We start from the raw sequence: 18,106 nt of genomic DNA, 5'->3' as shown, positions 1-18,106 counted from the left end.
GTCGAAGGGTCTCCACGCCTGCTGCGGGGTAACCATTTCTATCGGGGCTAGGGGATAAGTGATAAGATAATTGATGATTGATGATTGATGATTGATGAGATTCGGGTTTCGGATATGAATATTCACATTCTATATCTTCAGCACATTATTTATATGGAATGAGAACAAACCATACTCCTGCCTTTTAGCCGAAACCATCCTGTTTTATCAAACACATAATCATTATATGCATAATCATCTGTGTCAATCTGTGCCATCTGTGGTTAAAAATAAAAACAATTCAGCAGGAACGGGCTTGTAGCCCAAACTTATAATTGGGTTAATCCTATTAACCGAAGAAAAATAATAAGTACAATAATGCCAGTAAAGAATGGAAGCTGGAAGAAGATGGATGTATGAGCCTGGATTATTCATTACTCATTACCCATTGCCCATTAAGTTGGGGGTTTGGGTTGAGTATAAGCCAAAAAAAATCCTTTATCACTTAAGATAAAGGATTTTAAAAATAAAATAAAAACTGGCGGCGGCCTACTCTCCCGCGTTAGCAGTACCATCGGCGCTGGTGGGCTTAACTTCTGTGTTCGGAATGGGAACAGGTGAGCCCCACCGCTAAAACCACCCTAAAGAAGGTATATAAGATATCAGAGGCTGGATTTCAGATTTCAGACTTTAAGTCTGCTATCTGAGGTCTTATACCTGACATCTGGTTTATCGATAAAAACTTTCACAAAGACAAAACCTTCAATGCACATAAAGCACCTGGTTTAATAGTAACCATAGACTATAAATCTACGGGTAATTAGTACTACTTGGCTATGACATTACTGTCTTTACACCTATAGCCTATCAACGTCGTCATCTACAACGACCCTTAAAAGATGTCTCATCTTGAGGCGAGTTTCGCACTTATATGCTTTCAGTGCTTATCTCTTCCAAACGTAGCTACTCAGCGGTGCACCTGGCGGTACAACTGATACACCAGAGGTTTGTTCAATTCGGTCCTCTCGTACTAGAATCAAGCCCTCTCAAACATCTAACGCCCGCAATAGATAGAGACCGAACTGTCTCACGACGTTCTGAACCCAGCTCGCGTGCCACTTTAATGGGCGAACAGCCCAACCCTTGGGACCTTCTCCAGCCCCAGGATGTGACGAGCCGACATCGAGGTGCCGAACCTCCCCGTCGATGTGAGCTCTTGGGGGAGACTAGCCTGTTATCCCCGGAGTACCTTTTATCCTATGAGCGATGGCCCTTCCATACGGAACCACCGGATCACTATGTCCTGCTTTCGCACCTGATCGACTTGTAGGTCTCACAGTCAAGCACCCTTATGCCATTACACTCTACGCACGGTTACCAAGCGTGCTGAGGGTACCTTTGAAAGCCTCCGTTACTCTTTTGGAGGCGACCACCCCAGTCAAACTACCCACCACGCAATGTCCTTCTGAAAGAAGTTAGGCTCCAAGTAAGTAAAGGGTGGTATTTCAACGTTGGCTCCACAAACACTAGCGTGCCTGCTTCAAAGCCTCCCACCTATCCTACACATTACTTACTCAAAGTCAATACGAAGTTATAGTAAAGGTTCACAGGGTCTTTTCGTCCCATTGCGGGTAATCGGCATCTTCACCGATACTACAATTTCACCGAGCTCGTGGCTGAGACAGTGCCCAGATCGTTACACCATTCGTGCAGGTCGGAACTTACCCGACAAGGAATTTCGCTACCTTAGGACCGTTATAGTTACGGCCGCCGTTTACTGGGGCTTCAGTCAATGCCTTCGATTTAACTCTAAGCACCTTCCTTAACCTTCCAGCACCGGGCAGGTGTCAGACCCTATACAGCATCTTTCGATTTAGCAGAGTCCTGTGTTTTTGATAAACAGTCGCCTGGGCCTCTTCACTGCGGCCACCATTGCTGATGGCGTCTCTTCTTCCGAAGTTACGAGACTATTTTGCCTAGTTCCTTAGCCACGACTCACTCGAGCACCTTAGGATTCTCTCCTCGACCACCTGTGTCGGTTTTGGTACGGGTTGCTTCACTTCGGCTTTTCTTGGATCAGATTACACTACAGCAGCTTCGCCCGAAGGCTAGGCCTTGACTATTCCGTCAGTCTTTAGCAGCTACATCCAACCGTCCCCTTTTTAGTGTGAGCAAGTATGGGAATATTAACCCATTGTCCATCCACTACCCCTCTCGGGTTCGCGTTAGGTCCCGACTAACCCTCAGCTGATTAGCATGGCTGAGGAAGCCTTGGTCTTTCGGTGAGCAGGTTTCTCGCCTGCTTTATCGTTACTTATGCCTACATTTTCTTTTCTATCCGCTCCACAATACCTCACGATACTGCTTCGGCGCAAATAGAATGCTCTCCTACCAGATATATTTTAAATATAAATCCATAGCTTCGGTAATATGTTTATGCCCGATTATTATCCATGCCGGACCGCTCGACTAGTGAGCTGTTACGCACTCTTTAAATGAATGGCTGCTTCCAAGCCAACATCCTAGCTGTCAATGCAGTCCAACCGCGTTGTTTCAACTTAACATATATTTTGGGACCTTAGCTGTTGGTCTGGGTTCTTTCCCTCTCGGACATGGACCTTAGCACCCATGCCCTCACTGCCGCAGAACATTTATTAGCATTCGGAGTTTGTCAGGAATTGGTAGGCGATGAAACCCCCGCATCCAATCAGTAGCTCTACCTCTAATAAACTTTGTTGCGACGCTGCACCTAAATGCATTTCGGAGAGTACGAGCTATCTCCCAGTTTGATTGGCCTTTCACCCCTACCCACAGGTCATCCGAAGACTTTTCAACGTCAACCGGTTCGGTCCTCCACTCTGTGTTACCAGAGCTTCAACCTGCCCATGGGTAGATCACAAGGTTTCGCGTCTAATCCTACTAACTATGCGCCCTATTCAGACTCGCTTTCGCTCCGGCTCCGGTACTTAATACCTTAACCTCGCTAGTAAAATTAACTCGTAGGCTCATTATGCAAAAGGCACGCCGTCACAGCTTTACGCTGCTCCGACCGCTTGTAGGCGTACGGTTTCAGGTTCTATTTCACCCTTCTATTCGAAGTGCTTTTCACCTTTCCTTCACAGTACTTGTTCACTATCGGTCTTTCAGGAGTATTTAGCCTTGGAGGATGGTCCCCCCATATTCAGACAGGATTTCACGTGTCCCGCCCTACTCATTTATCATCAAAATATGCCTTTCATATACAGGGCTATCACCTTCTACGGCTGTCCTTTCCAGAACATTCTATTAAACATATAACGACTTTTGGGCTAATCCGCTTTCGCTCGCCACTACTTACGGAATCTCTTCGATTTCTTTTCCTCCGGGTACTTAGATGTTTCAGTTCTCCGGGTTTGCTCCTCCTAAGAGGTGACATATCTTCAATATGCCGGGTTGCCCCATTCGGACATCTGCGGATCTATTCGTGTGTGCCAATCCCCGCAGCTTTTCGCAGCTTACCACGTCCTTCTTCGCCTCTGAAAGCCTAGGCATCCGCCATACGCCCTTAACGATTTCTTTCCTATTGGTTACTCAAGCGCTTTATGCGCTCGGTTTTCTCTTTGTGATGTCTTTACCGTTAATGTCAATGATCTTAATGTCTTTCTTTTGGTTTAGTAAACAATTGTTGTTTTTGGCTCCAATCGTCACTTTCAAACTAAACCTCCAAAACTGTGGAGAATAAGGGAGTCGAACCCTTGACCTCCTGCGTGCAAGGCAGGCGCTCTAGCCAGCTGAGCTAATTCCCCCTCTAGTTGAGTGGGTGAGTGAAGGTCTTAGAGCGTTTGAGCCTTAAACCCTTATACTCTAATACTATCAAACTCCTGTACTCAAAATTAGTAGTCTCGGGCAGGCTCGAACTGCCGACCTCTACATTATCAGTGTAGCGCTCTAACCAGCTGAGCTACGAGACTTCATTATTAATTTTAAATTTTAAATTGAAAATTTTAAATGATTATTTAAATCTAAAATCTATAATTTATAATCTAAAATCTCTCTATCCCTTTACTAATTTCTAGTGGGTTTTGTATTTTTTAATATAACCAACCAAACAAAAAACTAAAGCTTTACTTTAAGTAAGTACTTGTATCTTGCGATACTAATTTTGTTTATCGTCCTAAAAGACGCTCTAAAATGAGATGTTCCAGCCGCACCTTCCGGTACGGCTACCTTGTTACGACTTAGCCCTAGTTACCTGTTTTACCCTAGGCAGCTCCTGTTACGGTCACCGACTTCAGGTACCCCAGACTTCCATGGCTTGACGGGCGGTGTGTACAAGGCCCGGGAACGTATTCACCGCGCCATGGCTGATGCGCGATTACTAGCGATTCCAGCTTCATAGAGTCGAGTTGCAGACTCCAATCCGAACTGAGACCGGCTTTCGAGATTTGCATCACATCGCTGTGTAGCTGCCCTCTGTACCGGCCATTGTATTACGTGTGTGGCCCAAGGCGTAAGGGCCGTGATGATTTGACGTCATCCCCACCTTCCTCTCTACTTGCGTAGGCAGTCTCACTAGAGTCCCCAACTTAATGATGGCAACTAGTGACAGGGGTTGCGCTCGTTGCAGGACTTAACCTAACACCTCACGGCACGAGCTGACGACAACCATGCAGCACCTTGAAAAATGTCCGAAGAAAAGTCTATTTCTAAACCTGTCATTTCCCATTTAAGCCTTGGTAAGGTTCCTCGCGTATCATCGAATTAAACCACATAATCCACCGCTTGTGCGGGCCCCCGTCAATTCCTTTGAGTTTCATTCTTGCGAACGTACTCCCCAGGTGGCTAACTTATCACTTTCGCTTAGTCTCTGAACCATAAAGCCCAAAAACGAGTTAGCATCGTTTACGGCGTGGACTACCAGGGTATCTAATCCTGTTCGCTCCCCACGCTTTCGTCCATCAGCGTCAGTTGTTGCTTAGTAACCTGCCTTCGCAATTGGTGTTCTAAGTAATATCTATGCATTTCACCGCTACACTACTTATTCCAGCTACTTCAACAACACTCAAGACCCGCAGTATCAATGGCAGTTTCACAGTTAAGCTGTGAGATTTCACCACTGACTTACGAGTCCGCCTACGGACCCTTTAAACCCAATAAATCCGGATAACGCTTGCACCCTCCGTATTACCGCGGCTGCTGGCACGGAGTTAGCCGGTGCTTATTCGTATAGTACCTTCAGCCAGATACACGTATCTGGGTTTATCCCTATACAAAAGAAGTTTACAACCCATAGGGCCGTCGTCCTTCACGCGGGATGGCTGGATCAGGCTCGCACCCATTGTCCAATATTCCTCACTGCTGCCTCCCGTAGGAGTCTGGTCCGTGTCTCAGTACCAGTGTGGGGGATCACCCTCTCAGGCCCCCTAAAGATCGCAGACTTGGTGAGCCGTTACCTCACCAACTATCTAATCTTGCGCGTGCCCATCTCTATCCACCGGAGTTTTCAATATCAAGTGATGCCACTTAATATATTATGGGGTATTAATCTTCCTTTCGAAAGGCTATCCCCCTGATAAAGGCAGGTTGCACACGTGTTCCGCACCCGTACGCCGCTCTCAAGTCTCCGAAGAGACTCTACCGCTCGGCTTGCATGTGTTAGGCCTCCCGCTAGCGTTCATCCTGAGCCAGGATCAAACTCTCCATTGTATGTTTGTCTGACTCACTCAAAGTTTTTTAACGCTTTAGTTTTTCCTTACTTGGTTGTTATATTGTATGTCAATGATCTTTTTATCTTTCGCTTTTCAACGAAGCACTCTTCTCTGTCAGTGGCGCTCCGCATTTGCGAGTGCAAAAGTAAAACTTTATTTTGATTTGACCAAATGTCCTGAAAGAAAATTTTAAAGTTTTTTAAGTAACCTTAACCCCTTCCATAACCCTCAATCGCTCTCTACTCCTGCGCTCCCTGTTTGGGACTGCAAAGATACAAACTCTTTTTTAACCCGCAACTTTTTTTGTGAAAAGTTTTTGATGTTTTTTTCGTCTGTTTCTTTTTGGAAGTAATATCGTCTCTGCCTATCTAAAGGCTCTTCTGCGCTACCGAATCTCTCTCGTTTTTCAGTGGGGCAAAGATAGCAACTTCTTACAACGCAAAACAAATTTATTTAACTTAAATTTCATATTCCCTTCATATGGAACCCTAACCAGCTGAAATAAAGTGAGAAAAATTTTAAACATTTGTTTGGAATGGGAGGATGGTGGGTAACAGGGTATGAGAGTGGGAGCGTTGGAGAGGGGTTGGGTGGTATAGGTTATAGCTGACAGGTTATAGGTTATAGGTTATAGGTAACGATAATGGGTAATGGTAATTATATTATATTATATATATGAATATATGCTTAACAATATAGGGTTGGGGTAAAGCCTAGAGGGCGGGTGCTTCTGGGGGAGACCGGGCTTGCTTCGTAAACTGGCGTTTGCAACCTGGCTGGGTATGCCAAGAAGGGTAGCCCGCTCTTATTGGATGTTTTTGTTGTGATGGATATAGGATGATATGGGTTTCCCGCAGATCACACGGATTTCACAGATATAATGTATATATAGAGGTATATAAAAAGAGAAAGCCTTTTTGAGGAGAACCTGATGAAGCTTGCTGCTATTGTTTTTATTGATAATGAACCACAGATTACACAGATGTTCACAGATGATGATGGATATATACAAGCTTTTTTAATGTAAAAGGATAAAGCCTCCTTATAAAATATAAAAAACTGATGATGATACAGAATGAGATATTCCGGAACCCGGAACACGAACCCGGAAACTTCATCATTCATCAATTATCATTTATCAATTATCATTTATCATTCATCAACAGCTTCTTCCCTAGCCCTGATAGGAATGGTTACCCCGCAGATTGCGGTGGGAGTTGGAGGGGGTGAGCGCAGGACAGCGCAGGCGCGAGGAGTAGGAATGGATAGCAGGATTAAGCTCCTAAAGATAGGTGAGAGAGTTACAGAGTTGGAGAGTTGGAGGGTGAGAGGGTTGGAGGATTGAAGTGTCAAACTGGTGTTGGAAGAATGGAAGAAATATGAAACGAGTAACTGTTCAAAGGTGTGATCAGAAAAAACGTTTGATTACTATCTTATAGGTATAGAATCCTAATAGGCATCCTATAGTATCTGCTACAATATCCAATGTCTCCATGGATCTGCCCAATCCCATTTCTTCCTGCAGGATTTCAGTAAGGAATGCATAGAGAAGGATGATCTGAAAAAAGTATGAGAATTTTATTTTGGGGAATGTGGCAATGAAAGAGAAGCCCAACGCAGCAAATATACTCAGATGCAAAACTTTATCGATACCGCTGAACATAAACCAATATTCATGGTTCTCTTCTCCCGGCTTGAGAAGCATATAAGTAAGAAATGCCCAATAAATGGGCAGTATCTTACTAAATATTTTTGAAATCTTATCCAATGATCGCTTTGTAATCGTCTGCAGAAAGTAACTCTGACTGATCTGCCCCATCAGCAATCTCCAATTTGATGATCCATCCATTTCCATAAGGATCTGTATTTAACAGTTCAGGCTGATCTTCTAAGTCTGAATTAAATTCAATAACCTTTCCTGAGATAGGCAAGAAAAGATCTGAAACAGTCTTTACCGCTTCTACACTTCCGAAAACGTCTCCTCCATTAAGTTCATCATCTACAGTATCTACATCTACGTAAACGATATCTCCAAGTTCTCCCTGAGCGAAGTCTGTAATACCAATTGTAGCTACATTACCTTCGATCTTGATCCATTCGTGATCTTTCGTGTACTTTAATTCTGATGGTGTGTTCATTTTTTAATTTTTATTTTGTACAAATGTATTCAAAAATATAGTAGCTTCAAATATTGGATATAAAAAAAGTCCTTCAAAACTGAAGGACTTTTAAGGTTTATATATTTTAGAATCCGCCACCGGATTCACCGAATGTAAATGTGGCTGAAATACCTGCTCTGATCGTAGACAGCGGGAATGCTGTGGAAATCTTATATTTTGAGGTCATCTGTTCGTAGAATACCCTCAGGTTCAGGTTTTCGGAAACATTATAGTCTGCTGAAAGTTTAATGTTCATCAATCTTTGTCCTCCGGTAACCTGTGCATCATTCAGCAGAATATTCATAATAGATGTTTTACTGTCTCTTAATGAAATATCTCCTCTGATGTTAAGGTCACTTCCTTTTCCTCTTGTTCCTCTGCCCCGGATATTGGCTGTTCCTAATCTGAAGTTTCGGACAATATATCCAAGTCTTACTACATATTCTGTATTAGCATCTTCGGTAAGCGTCTGGTTCACCAATCCCAATACCATCATTCTGGTTTTGTTATACTGTATTCCGAACTGCATATTGTTTCTCATGGTAACATCTACTCCAATAAGCGGTGAGAAAGATTCTACATAACCCACCTGAGCAAATGTATATGGATTGATCTTGTCGCCATCATTTTTAATTACATTACCCGCATCATCTACGGTCTGATAATATCCGTTCGGGTTGCCATGATAATCGACATTACTCTGAATACCCGTTGCGGTGTAGGTAGCGGTATAGGCATGTGAGATATCGAACTTCGTAAACTGACCACTGATTATCGGAATATTTTTTAATCCTGAATATGTAATCCTCCAGTTTGGTAACGGGAATCCTGCTTTTTTAGGATTGGTCATCGGTGTTACTGATTTCCCTTCCATGGCTGCTCTAAATGCAGGGATCAATACATAGGCATTTCCGATACTGTAATGCTTCGCAAATCCACTATTATCCAATACGGCTCCCGGGCCTCCCAGCTGCTGGGAAAGAGCTCTTGCATTTTCCCTGATCGCCTGGTAAACGGCCTTCCCATCTTTAAATGATGTTCCAAGAAGCATTGTTGTATTGGAATACGTTATCATTTCGCTGGCAAACGTAAAATCAGTATCAGGAACTCCACCATTGGTATAGTTGAATCCTGTATGTGAGAAGTTACTGTTAAAGGTATGCAGCACATTAAGATCAACTCTTAAATCGTTCATCGGCATCACCTGTAAGTCTGCTCTCAATTCTTTGGTCGACATTCTTACATACGGATCTGTCATATAATTGGAGCCACTCACCCATCCGTTTTCCATGACGGTTCTTCTGATATCTGCCTGTGATCCTAAAAGGAAGCCAAGTGTTGGCCCTCCCAGCGTCTGTCCGTATCCATACCAGTTTGGCGCTGATATCAATCCCGGAAGTACTGTACCATTTGTTTCATTATAACTTACATTCAACTGTTTGAAGGAAGTCAGCAGGAATGCAGCACTTTGAAGCGGAGTAAGCCTGTTTTTAAATTTATATTTCTTGTATCTGTATCTGTTTTTCTCCCATTGCTTGGTATATACATTGTTCAGAGAGTCCATCTCCTGTCTGCGCTTCTGAAGTTTGGCATTGATATTCTTGAAATAGCTAAACTGGCCAAAGAACTTCGGAAGATCTGCTGAAGCTGTTGCCTGAATCACGTTGGTATTCTGCCCCACAGATCCTAAACTTGCTGTCTGATTCGTCTGAGGATCAAAAAATCCAGTCAATGAAGTAGATCTTGCCGCCCAATTGTATGTAAATCCGTACCCTATTTCTGCATCAATAAAATCCAGATAAGGCAGATACTGGAACGGCAGTTTATAATTCAGCTGCGCTCTGTGGTTATACAATACCGGTCTTCCCGCTCTGAATACGTTTCCGAAGATCGATTTGCTGTCCATTGAATTCACGTCCAGATTATCATTAAGCGTTCTTGTTGCAGAATTAATCTCCAGTTTTAATGATTTTGTGAAATTAAACCCTAAACCGTACTGCCATCCAAAGAAGAAGTTTCTGTTTCTGATGGCATCGAAATTATTATTCATGTCACCGTTCAGGATAGCTTCCACATTTCTGAACTCAAGTTCATTGTAGTTTCTGTCGATTTCAGTTCTGAAAGAGATTCTTGTAGGAATTGGGTTAATATTGAATTCTTTTACCCATCTCAGATACTTTGTAGATTTTGCTGTATCACTGATCATCTTGTTGAAAGGCTTAAGCACCCACGGTTTAAATGTGTAGTTATAATCAATATACCCTCTCAGATACTGTCTGTAATTTCTCTTGGTATAGATATCTCTGAAATAGTCATCGTTATAAACAGCAGTTACTGATACGTTTTCAATATCATAAAACTTAGGCTTTTTATTTGGATTTACTCTTTCTTTATGCATGTTAACGACACCAATACTTCTCTGTTGGGTATACGTTCTCGCTACTTTTTTCAACTGATCCTTGTTCGGAGCCTTATTGAATTCCACGTCGGTATCCAGAGGATTGTACTTTGGATCTTCAATAGTCTGCGAATAAGAATAGTTTAAAGGAATTTTCACTCCTGTTTTTTCCGGAAGGAATTTATCTACATTGATCGCCGTATTGATACTGAATGCAGATTGAGTAGACTGTGTTCTTTCTGCAGGTTTTGAATCGATATTCCCGAAACCAACTGAGGTATAAGAGGCATTGGTATTCACTGTTGCCAGGTCTCCCATATTGAAGTTTAAGCTGGCATTTCCTGCATACCCTCCATCATTTTCTATTTCAGAAAGACGGATTTCGTTTACCCATAGAACTCTTGTTATAGCAGATCCACCTCTTGTGTCAGAATTTCTCACCCCAATCATAATGGTGGTAATATTACCTAAACTTGGTCTACCTTTGATATAAATATTTTTATAAGGTTCCTGATATCCCAGATCCACTGTTCTATTCGTAATGGCAACCCCTGATTTATCTCTTCTGATTTTAGCATCTACAAAGTTCTGAACATCAAAATCGACCTCATTTTCCATTGGCCAGATCTCCATAGGGGCAGTGGCTGTAGTAGGAGTCATTTTTAAAGATGATTCATACTCATAATAGTTATCTGTAGCATCGCTTCCGAAACGAATAAAGAATTTTGTTTTCTCATCAATTCCAGTAATAACATTGGATGGGTCGTGAGCATGTACAAAAAGCTTAAGTTTTTTGTATCTTCTCATATCCAACGTTGTATTTTTGAATACTCCTCTTGCTTCCGTCTTAAGATCTTTTACTTTCATGTAAAGTGAAGCTTCATTCTGTCTTTGAGCACCCGCATTTCCACTTAACACTTGTCTGTCAATTCCCGGAGGCAATACATATGGAGGTTGATTCAATGCATTCTCTTCAATGTTCACACTTCCTACCTCAAAATTCGGGTCTGTAACAACGCCTACACCCTCTCCTGAACCTGGGATATTTGTGCTGGCAATGTTACTAGTATATTTTCTCCAGTCTGATCTTACAAGATCCATTGTTCCGAATCTCAGAGTAGAGGTCTGATCAAATCCTGCCAGCATCAATCTTGCAAACCTTACATTATTCAATACAGATGGCTCTGCTGTCCCTTCAGCTGGATCATAATTCGCTACAGGAATTCTAAACAGGTACCATTTAACATCTGAAGACTGTCCGTTCTGGAATGTTGCTTTTACTGTTTTTACATCTACAATATTATTCGTTCCCAGTGACAAACTTGCCTGATCAAGCTTTATAACATATTGGTTATAATTTTCAGTCTGATCCAGGTTGTAATCTTTATTGATATCTTCAGCATCTGGAGTTTGAGAAGCAACGTTCAGAGAGTTTGCTTCTGAATTTCCTTCCGGGTTTCTGAAATATTTGTAACGTTCCACCACTGAAGCAGCCTGGCTTCCTGTAAATTTATCCGAAAGATAGAATACAAAATCATCTACTGCAGGGTCTGCAATATTGGTTACCGGGTTTACAAAAGTATTTCCGAATCTCATAGCTTCCTGATCAGAAGTAAGACCATCATATCCGGCATCCTGCACTTTTCTGTCCTCTCCTTCTGTAGAGAATGCATATAAAATTGGCGGCTGTTTTGGCTGTACTCCCCAATTTGAGTTCGTTGTAGAAGATGGTGTCCCTGGAGTTGGCAATCCGTTTTCATACTGCATTTTTCCGTCCTTCAGAACATCTTCGGAAACGTTTCCTAAATGAAGTAAAAGTTTTGGATCAGTACCCAAAGTTTTACCATCTGCATAAGGATCCATCATCCAGAATTCAACGTATTCAATGTTTGAAGTAATAAAGTTCGGAACACTGATTGATCTCATAATCCCAGCCCATCTGCTTTGTGCCTGTTCTGTTAATGGATTTACGTTGTAAGGTCCTTTTTCTTTAGGGAAGTAAGAGATATCGAATGTATTGGTAAAAGTTTGTTCTCCCGCAACGAAATCTCTGTTGTTATAAATCTCTGAATATTGTACTCTTCTGGAAGCGTGGTTGGATACAGACTGTGGTGTAACTCCCGCAGGAGCTTTTCCTCCTACACCCCAGAATCTAGGGTCTATATTATACCATGTCAATAATCCTCTTCCATATCCACTGGTTAAATCATCATTTCCCGGCACCGTATTAAACGGCGGCAGCTTATTTTTCTCCGGCCTTGAAGCTAAACTCCATGCAGCGGGTTCTTTTAATGATATTTTAGAAGTTGTTTGTTCAAAGTCGTCAATATAAGACTGGTTATTTGTTCCTTTATTTAACCCCGGTAATAAATAGGCAGCTTCCATCTTGAAATTTAAGTTGGATGGAGCTTCGGTTTTTACCATTGGAAGTTTATTGGTAAGCCTTGTCAGGTAAGGAGCCTGATTGTTGTACATCAGGTTGATTCCTGCCATGGTATTATTTACCGCTTCCTGTCCGAAATTTACTTTCTGGGTCAATGGAGATTCGGAGTAATTGATTACTGTTCCTCCCAGGATAAAGTTTTCACTGAATCTTCTTTCTAAATTTAATCCTAAGAACCTTTTTCTTTGGGTATTAAATGTCAACTGGTTTTCCAGTGAAATATTGATGGCCTGTCCGGACTGTTTTACATTTTCATTGATGATGGTAACTGTACCCAGCATGTAGTCTACCGTATAGTCTACTCCTTCTGTAAGCTGTACTCCGTTTGCTGCCACTTTTACTGATCCCTGAGGAACGTTTACGGCACCCAGAGAAATACCTTGTCCCTGAACACCTTTATAACGGCCTTCCATGGTATACCTTTGTGTAAGGTTACTCTGGGAAGCTTCTTGTTTTTGTTTGGTATAAAGATCCTGAAATACATATTGAGGATCACTTGTTCCTAATTTTGCTTCCAGAAATTTACCGAAAGGCTGTACTTTGGTAAAGATAACTCTTCCTGTTTCCGGTCTGATAGTAATCCCATTGACAAAGTCGAAAATACCATCTCCTTTACTTCCGTCTTTGTTATTCTGGATATCGCCATTCATATTCAGGCGGTCCCAGTTAAATAACTTCAGTAAGTTCTGATCTTTTACAGGAGTGTCCGGAAGATAGTTTACTTTACCTCCTGTTTTTGGATCTCTGTAATATACATTAAGAATAAATCCATCCGGAGATACCTGTCCTGCATCCATAGAATAGATATTCTTCATCATCAGATCCCACATCGGAGATTGAGTGTTCACTTTATTATTTACTCTCAATACTTTTGTGATCAGTACAGGGCTTTCTTCAGAAAATTCCCCTACTTTATATACTTTATTGCTTCCGTTAACCGTATATGAGTAGGAAACGGCTAAAAGCTGCTGGTCATTTAGTTTCTGATTTAATGAAATATATCCCAGTTGCGGCTGAAAAGTAAATTCATTAGCATTCAGCTTTCTCGCTTTTGTAGCAAGAACAAATTCTTCTCCGTTATTGTAGGGAGTTGGTGTTCCGGGGAAGATATGTCCTTGAAAAAGAGCATTGTAATTTTTCCCTGCTTCCCTTGTTCCGGCCACTTTTGATACTTCATCATACAACCCGTTCAGAGAGTTATCCGGTAAAGTAACACCTCCAGGACCTTCTCCAATGTCTCTGATCCCGATAATACTTTTCTGATACGACAGGTTACTGTTCCCCTGATCCAATACCCAAACTTCCATTCTGGTAATATTGATGGTTGAGTTGATCTGTGGATAATTAAGCAAAGCATCATCATACTTGTTTAAGAAATAATGCCCTATAAAAAAGTGCTGGTTTTCTTCATAATCAATTGCGTTGACCTTGAAGTTGTTCATCACACCACCGCCCTGCACTACAATATTACGGGCTTCACCCTGCTGCTGGGAAAGGACAACGGTTCCGAATGTTTTTCCCAGCTGGAACTCCGTTTTCACCCCGAACAGTGATTGTGAACCACGGATAAGGCTGGTTGAAAGCGGCATATTTACATTACCGAATTCAACTCTTTTGATGATTTTATCTTCTCCTCCTTCATTAGGTTTATCCACATTTCCGAGCCCTTTGCTCTGAAGATCTTTCCAGCTTCCTTTTGCCTGCCAAACTAGATTCATTCTGTTTTCGAAAGCAAAGCCACTCTGGGTATCATAATTGGCTTTTAACTGAAGATTTTCCCCTACTTTACCTAATAATCCCAGCTGTATTCTCTGATCGATATCAAAAGTAAAGCTGGTTCTGTTTTGAGGCAGGATCATCGGGTTATCTATCTTCTGATAAAGTCCCGCAAAATCCAGGGAGGCATATCCTGAAGGAATAATTTCTATTTTATTGCCCCCAAAAATCGTTTCGAAAAGTCTGTTGTTGATCAACAATGAAGGGATAAGTCCCTTTTTCCTTGCGTCTGATCTGTCTTTTCTGAAGAGAAGATTATATTTATCAGATTTATCTTTGTAATAGGCTTTTGTCTGGCTGGCGAGCATATATTCTTTATACTCTTCCGGAGACATGGCCGTAGGAGGACCGGTGATTGTATTTCCGATTTTGGGGTACACATAGTACATCCCGGTTTTTATATCGTAATAGGCTTCATACCTCGTAGGGTCAGCCACTTCATATTGTTTTCGTATGATTGCTGTATCTTTCTGTGCCTGCGCAAAAGCACTCACAGACATACACAGGAACGACAGGAACAAAAATATGTTAAGATGCTTACTATTCGCCACCAAATGTTAAATGTTTTTTAAGATTTGTTTAACCAATTCTTCTACCGAGATGCTTGGATTTTGTTTTATAATTTTATCCGCAATCTTTTCACTCGCCCGCTTAGGAATGCCTAAAACTTCTAATGCAGATAACGATTCTTCCTTAATTTTATTATCCACCATCACAGAAATATTCGCGTTCGGATCACTGAATTTCTGTACTTTATCCTTAAGATCCACAATAATTCTTTCAGCAGTTTTAGCACCGATTCCTTTTGCTTTTTGAATCAGCGCACTGTTTCCTGAAACTATGGCGGAAGCAATCTCATCAAGCGTCAGGGTTGATAGTAAAATAAGTGCTGAAACAGCGCCTACTCCGTTAACGCTTATTAACAGATTGAACATTTCTTTTTCTGAACGTGTGTTAAATCCAAAGAGAAGATGAGCATCTTCACGAATGATCTGCTGAATAAATAAAAAGGTCTGCTGATTCAAAACCAGCGTCTGTGAGGTCATCAAACTGATCCCCACATAGTAACCAACTCCTTGTACATTGATGACAGCGTAGGTAGGCGTAAGTTCTTGAACAGTGCCTTGTAAAGAAAATATCATTATTAATTTTTAAAACTCCCAAATATAGCAATTTAAAGTAATTAATGTTTTCATTTGACGTACGAATGATTTTTAACTTAAATTTCAAATAAGAATTCAATGAATTAACATAAAAACAAAAGACTCCAAAATATGGAGTCTTTTTAATATCTGAACACGGTTTAAAGTGTCATTTAAATAACAGTAATAAATTATTGATTTGCGTTTACATCTTCAATATTTTATTGTTTTTTTTCTCTTCTTTGAGCATCAAGAACAGCAATCGTAGCAAGGTTTACGATCTCATCTACGCTTGAACGCATCTGAAGTACATGCACCGGCTGCTTTAATCCCATTAAGATAGGTCCTATTACCTGTGCTACTTTCATTCCTCTCAGGATTTTGTAAGAAAGGTTGGCACTTTCCAGGTTCGGGAAGATGAACGTGTTTGCCGGTGTTGTTCCTAATTTTGAGAAAGGGTAATCGCTCAGGTGATCTGCATTCATTGCAAAATCCGGCTGAATTTCACCATCCACAATCATTTTAGGATATTTTTCATGAAGAATTCCTACGGCTTTTGCCACTTTCTTGGAAGTTTCGGAGATTGCTGCAAAGTTTTCAAATCCAAGCATTGCAATTCTTGGTTCTATGGCAAAAGATTTCACTGTAAATTCTGCCATCTTAGCAATATTCACAAGGTCTTCAGCTGTCGGGTTCTGATTGATGGAAGTATCTGCGAAGAAAATAGGTTTCTTTTCAGACAGGATCATCATCATGGCCGCTACTTTGTCTACTCCTTTATCTTTTTCAATAACTTCTAAAACAGGACGTAAAACGGAAGTATAGTTTTTAGAGAATCCTACGATAAGACCGTCAGTATCGCCATGTCTCAGCATCAAAGGTCCGAAATAATCTCTCTGGCGGACATATCTTTTGGCCTTGTACTCGTTCATTCCTTTTCTCTGACGAAGTTTCCAAAGGGTTTCTCTGTATTTTTTTCTGTTTTCTTTCTGATCATCATCACTTGGATCAATAATTGGAACATCCAGGGTAATTCCGTAACGCTCCATCTGCTCCTTGATGTATTTTTTGTCTCCTAAAAGGCTTGGGTAAGCAATTCCTTCTTCATAAAGAATCTGGGCAGCTTTCAATACATTATATTCTTCAGCATTTCCCAGGGTGATTCTTTTCGGATTGGATTTTGCACGGCTCTGCATCATTCTTACCAATCTTTCATCTCTTCCCATTCTGTCTAAAAGCTGGTGCTCATATTCTTCGAAATCCTTAATGGTTTTTCTTGCAACCCCGCTTTCAATAGCTGCTTTTGCAACAGCACTTGATACTTTTGTGATCAGTCTGTTATCAAATGGTTTTGGAATGAAATATTCTCTTCCGAACTGAAGGTTCTGAACGTTGTAAGCTAAAATTACAGCTTCCGGCACCGGCTCTTTGGCAAGATCAGCAATGGCATGTACGGCTGCCAGTTTCATTTCTTCATTAATTCCCATAGCCTGTACATCTAATGCTCCACGGAAGATATAAGGGAATCCCAGTACATTGTTTACCTGGTTAGGATAATCACTTCTTCCCGTTGCCATGATCACATCTTTACGGGTATCAAGGGCAAGATCGTAAGCAATTTCCGGGTCAGGATTAGCCAGAGCGAATACGATAGGATTTTCGTTCATGCTCAACAGCATTTCCGGAGTCATTACATTTCCTTTTGACAATCCCACAAAAACATCAGCTCCTTTTACAGCATCATCCAATGTTTCAATATCTGTCTGGGCAATGAAATCCAATTTTTCAGGAGTAAGATTTTCTCTTTTATGATTAATTACTCCCTTACTGTCACACATCAGGACGTTTTCTTTTTTCAATCCTAATGAAATATAAAGCTTGGTACATGCAATAGCTGCAGCACCGGCTCCGTTCACCACCATTTTCACCTTATCAATATCCTTATTGGCAATCTGCAAAGAGTTAATCAGGGCAGCAGCTGAGATAATGGCAGTTCCGTGCTGGTCATCATGCATCAAAGGAATATTCAATTCTTCTTTCAGCCTTTGTTCTATATAGAAAGCTTCAGGTGCCTTGATATCTTCCAGGTTGATTCCTCCAAAAGTAGGCGCAATACCTTTTACGATTTCAATAAATTTATCCGGATCTTTTTCGTCGATCTCAATATCAAAAACATTGATATCTGCAAAGATCTTGAATAAAAGTCCTTTCCCTTCCATTACCGGTTTTGAAGCTTCAGCACCGATATCTCCCAGTCCAAGTACGGCAGTACCGTTAGAAATTACTGCAACCAGATTTCCTTTTCCCGTGTAATCATAAACAGTTTCCGGCTTATCATGAATTTCCATACAAGGAACTGCTACTCCCGGAGAATATGCCAGAGACAGATCTCTCTGAGAAGAGTGCGGTTTTGATGGGATTACTTCAATTTTTCCTTTAGGTTCTGCTTTATGATAATCCAGCGCGGCCTGGCTAAAGTTCTTTTCGTCACGATTGTTGTTACTTGACATAAAATTTTGTTT

Annotated in this window: 5 protein-coding genes, 2 tRNA genes and 3 rRNA genes; all 10 read right to left on the bottom strand. The window is 41.3% G+C overall.

What is annotated here, in order from left to right; all coding sequences use genetic code 11:
- Positions 1 to 515: 515 nt before the first annotated feature.
- Positions 516 to 623: ribosomal RNA gene (gene rrf / locus ACP3T3_RS17885) — 5S ribosomal RNA — on the bottom strand.
- Positions 624 to 779: 156 nt separating this feature from the next.
- A 23S ribosomal RNA gene (locus tag ACP3T3_RS17880) occupies positions 780 to 3,537 on the bottom strand.
- A 153-nt stretch (positions 3,538 to 3,690) separates the two neighbouring features.
- Positions 3,691 to 3,764: transfer RNA gene (locus tag ACP3T3_RS17875), tRNA-Ala, on the bottom strand.
- 91 nt (positions 3,765 to 3,855) lie between these two features.
- Positions 3,856 to 3,929, bottom strand: a tRNA-Ile gene (locus tag ACP3T3_RS17870).
- A 218-nt stretch (positions 3,930 to 4,147) separates the two neighbouring features.
- Positions 4,148 to 5,664, bottom strand: a 16S ribosomal RNA gene (locus tag ACP3T3_RS17865).
- Together the 16S, 23S and 5S rRNA genes with 2 tRNA genes alongside form the textbook arrangement of a ribosomal RNA operon.
- Before the next feature lie 1,410 nt (positions 5,665 to 7,074).
- Positions 7,075 to 7,434 (bottom strand): VanZ family protein, encoded by a 360-nt coding sequence (locus ACP3T3_RS17860; RefSeq protein WP_426477120.1) that lies wholly within the window; start codon positions 7,432 to 7,434, stop codon positions 7,075 to 7,077.
- Complete coding sequence (gcvH, locus tag ACP3T3_RS17855; RefSeq protein WP_426477119.1) at positions 7,427 to 7,804, bottom strand: glycine cleavage system protein GcvH; 378 nt, start codon at positions 7,802 to 7,804, stop codon at positions 7,427 to 7,429. The genes ACP3T3_RS17860 and gcvH overlap by 8 nt, the downstream gene beginning before the upstream one ends.
- Before the next feature lie 106 nt (positions 7,805 to 7,910).
- The gene (gene sprA, locus ACP3T3_RS17850) at positions 7,911 to 14,942 is read right to left on the bottom strand and encodes a cell surface protein SprA (RefSeq protein ID WP_426479985.1); all 7,032 of its coding nucleotides are present in this window, start codon (positions 14,940 to 14,942) and stop codon (positions 7,911 to 7,913) included.
- Between the two features lie 57 nt (positions 14,943 to 14,999).
- Entirely contained in the window at positions 15,000 to 15,584 is a 585-nt protein-coding gene (gene ruvA, locus ACP3T3_RS17845) for a Holliday junction branch migration protein RuvA (protein WP_426477118.1), read from the bottom strand.
- 221 nt (positions 15,585 to 15,805) lie between these two features.
- Positions 15,806 to 18,094, bottom strand: coding sequence for an NADP-dependent malic enzyme (locus ACP3T3_RS17840; RefSeq protein ID WP_426477117.1), 2,289 nt, complete (start codon positions 18,092 to 18,094; stop codon positions 15,806 to 15,808).
- Between the last annotated feature and the right edge of the window lie 12 nt (positions 18,095 to 18,106).

The sequence above is a fragment of the Chryseobacterium sp. CBSDS_008 genome (assembly GCF_049959325.1).
GTDB lineage: Bacteria > Bacteroidota > Bacteroidia > Flavobacteriales > Weeksellaceae > Chryseobacterium.
The sequence above is the reverse complement of the archived record's forward strand: the minus strand, read 5'-3'. Positions and strand labels throughout refer to the sequence as shown.

Bases quoted from the DNA above. Each gene is read 5' to 3' on its own strand.
- ACP3T3_RS17840 (WP_426477117.1), bottom strand. From the start codon at position 18,094: ATGTCAAGTAACAACAATCGTGACGAAAAGAACTTTAGCCAGGCCGCG.
- sprA (WP_426479985.1), bottom strand. From the start codon at position 14,942: ATGTCTGTGAGTGCTTTTGCGCAGGCACAGAAAGATACAGCAATCATA.
- gcvH (WP_426477119.1), bottom strand. From the start codon at position 7,804: ATGAACACACCATCAGAATTAAAGTACACGAAAGATCACGAATGGATC.
- ruvA (WP_426477118.1), bottom strand. From the start codon at position 15,584: ATGATATTTTCTTTACAAGGCACTGTTCAAGAACTTACGCCTACCTAC.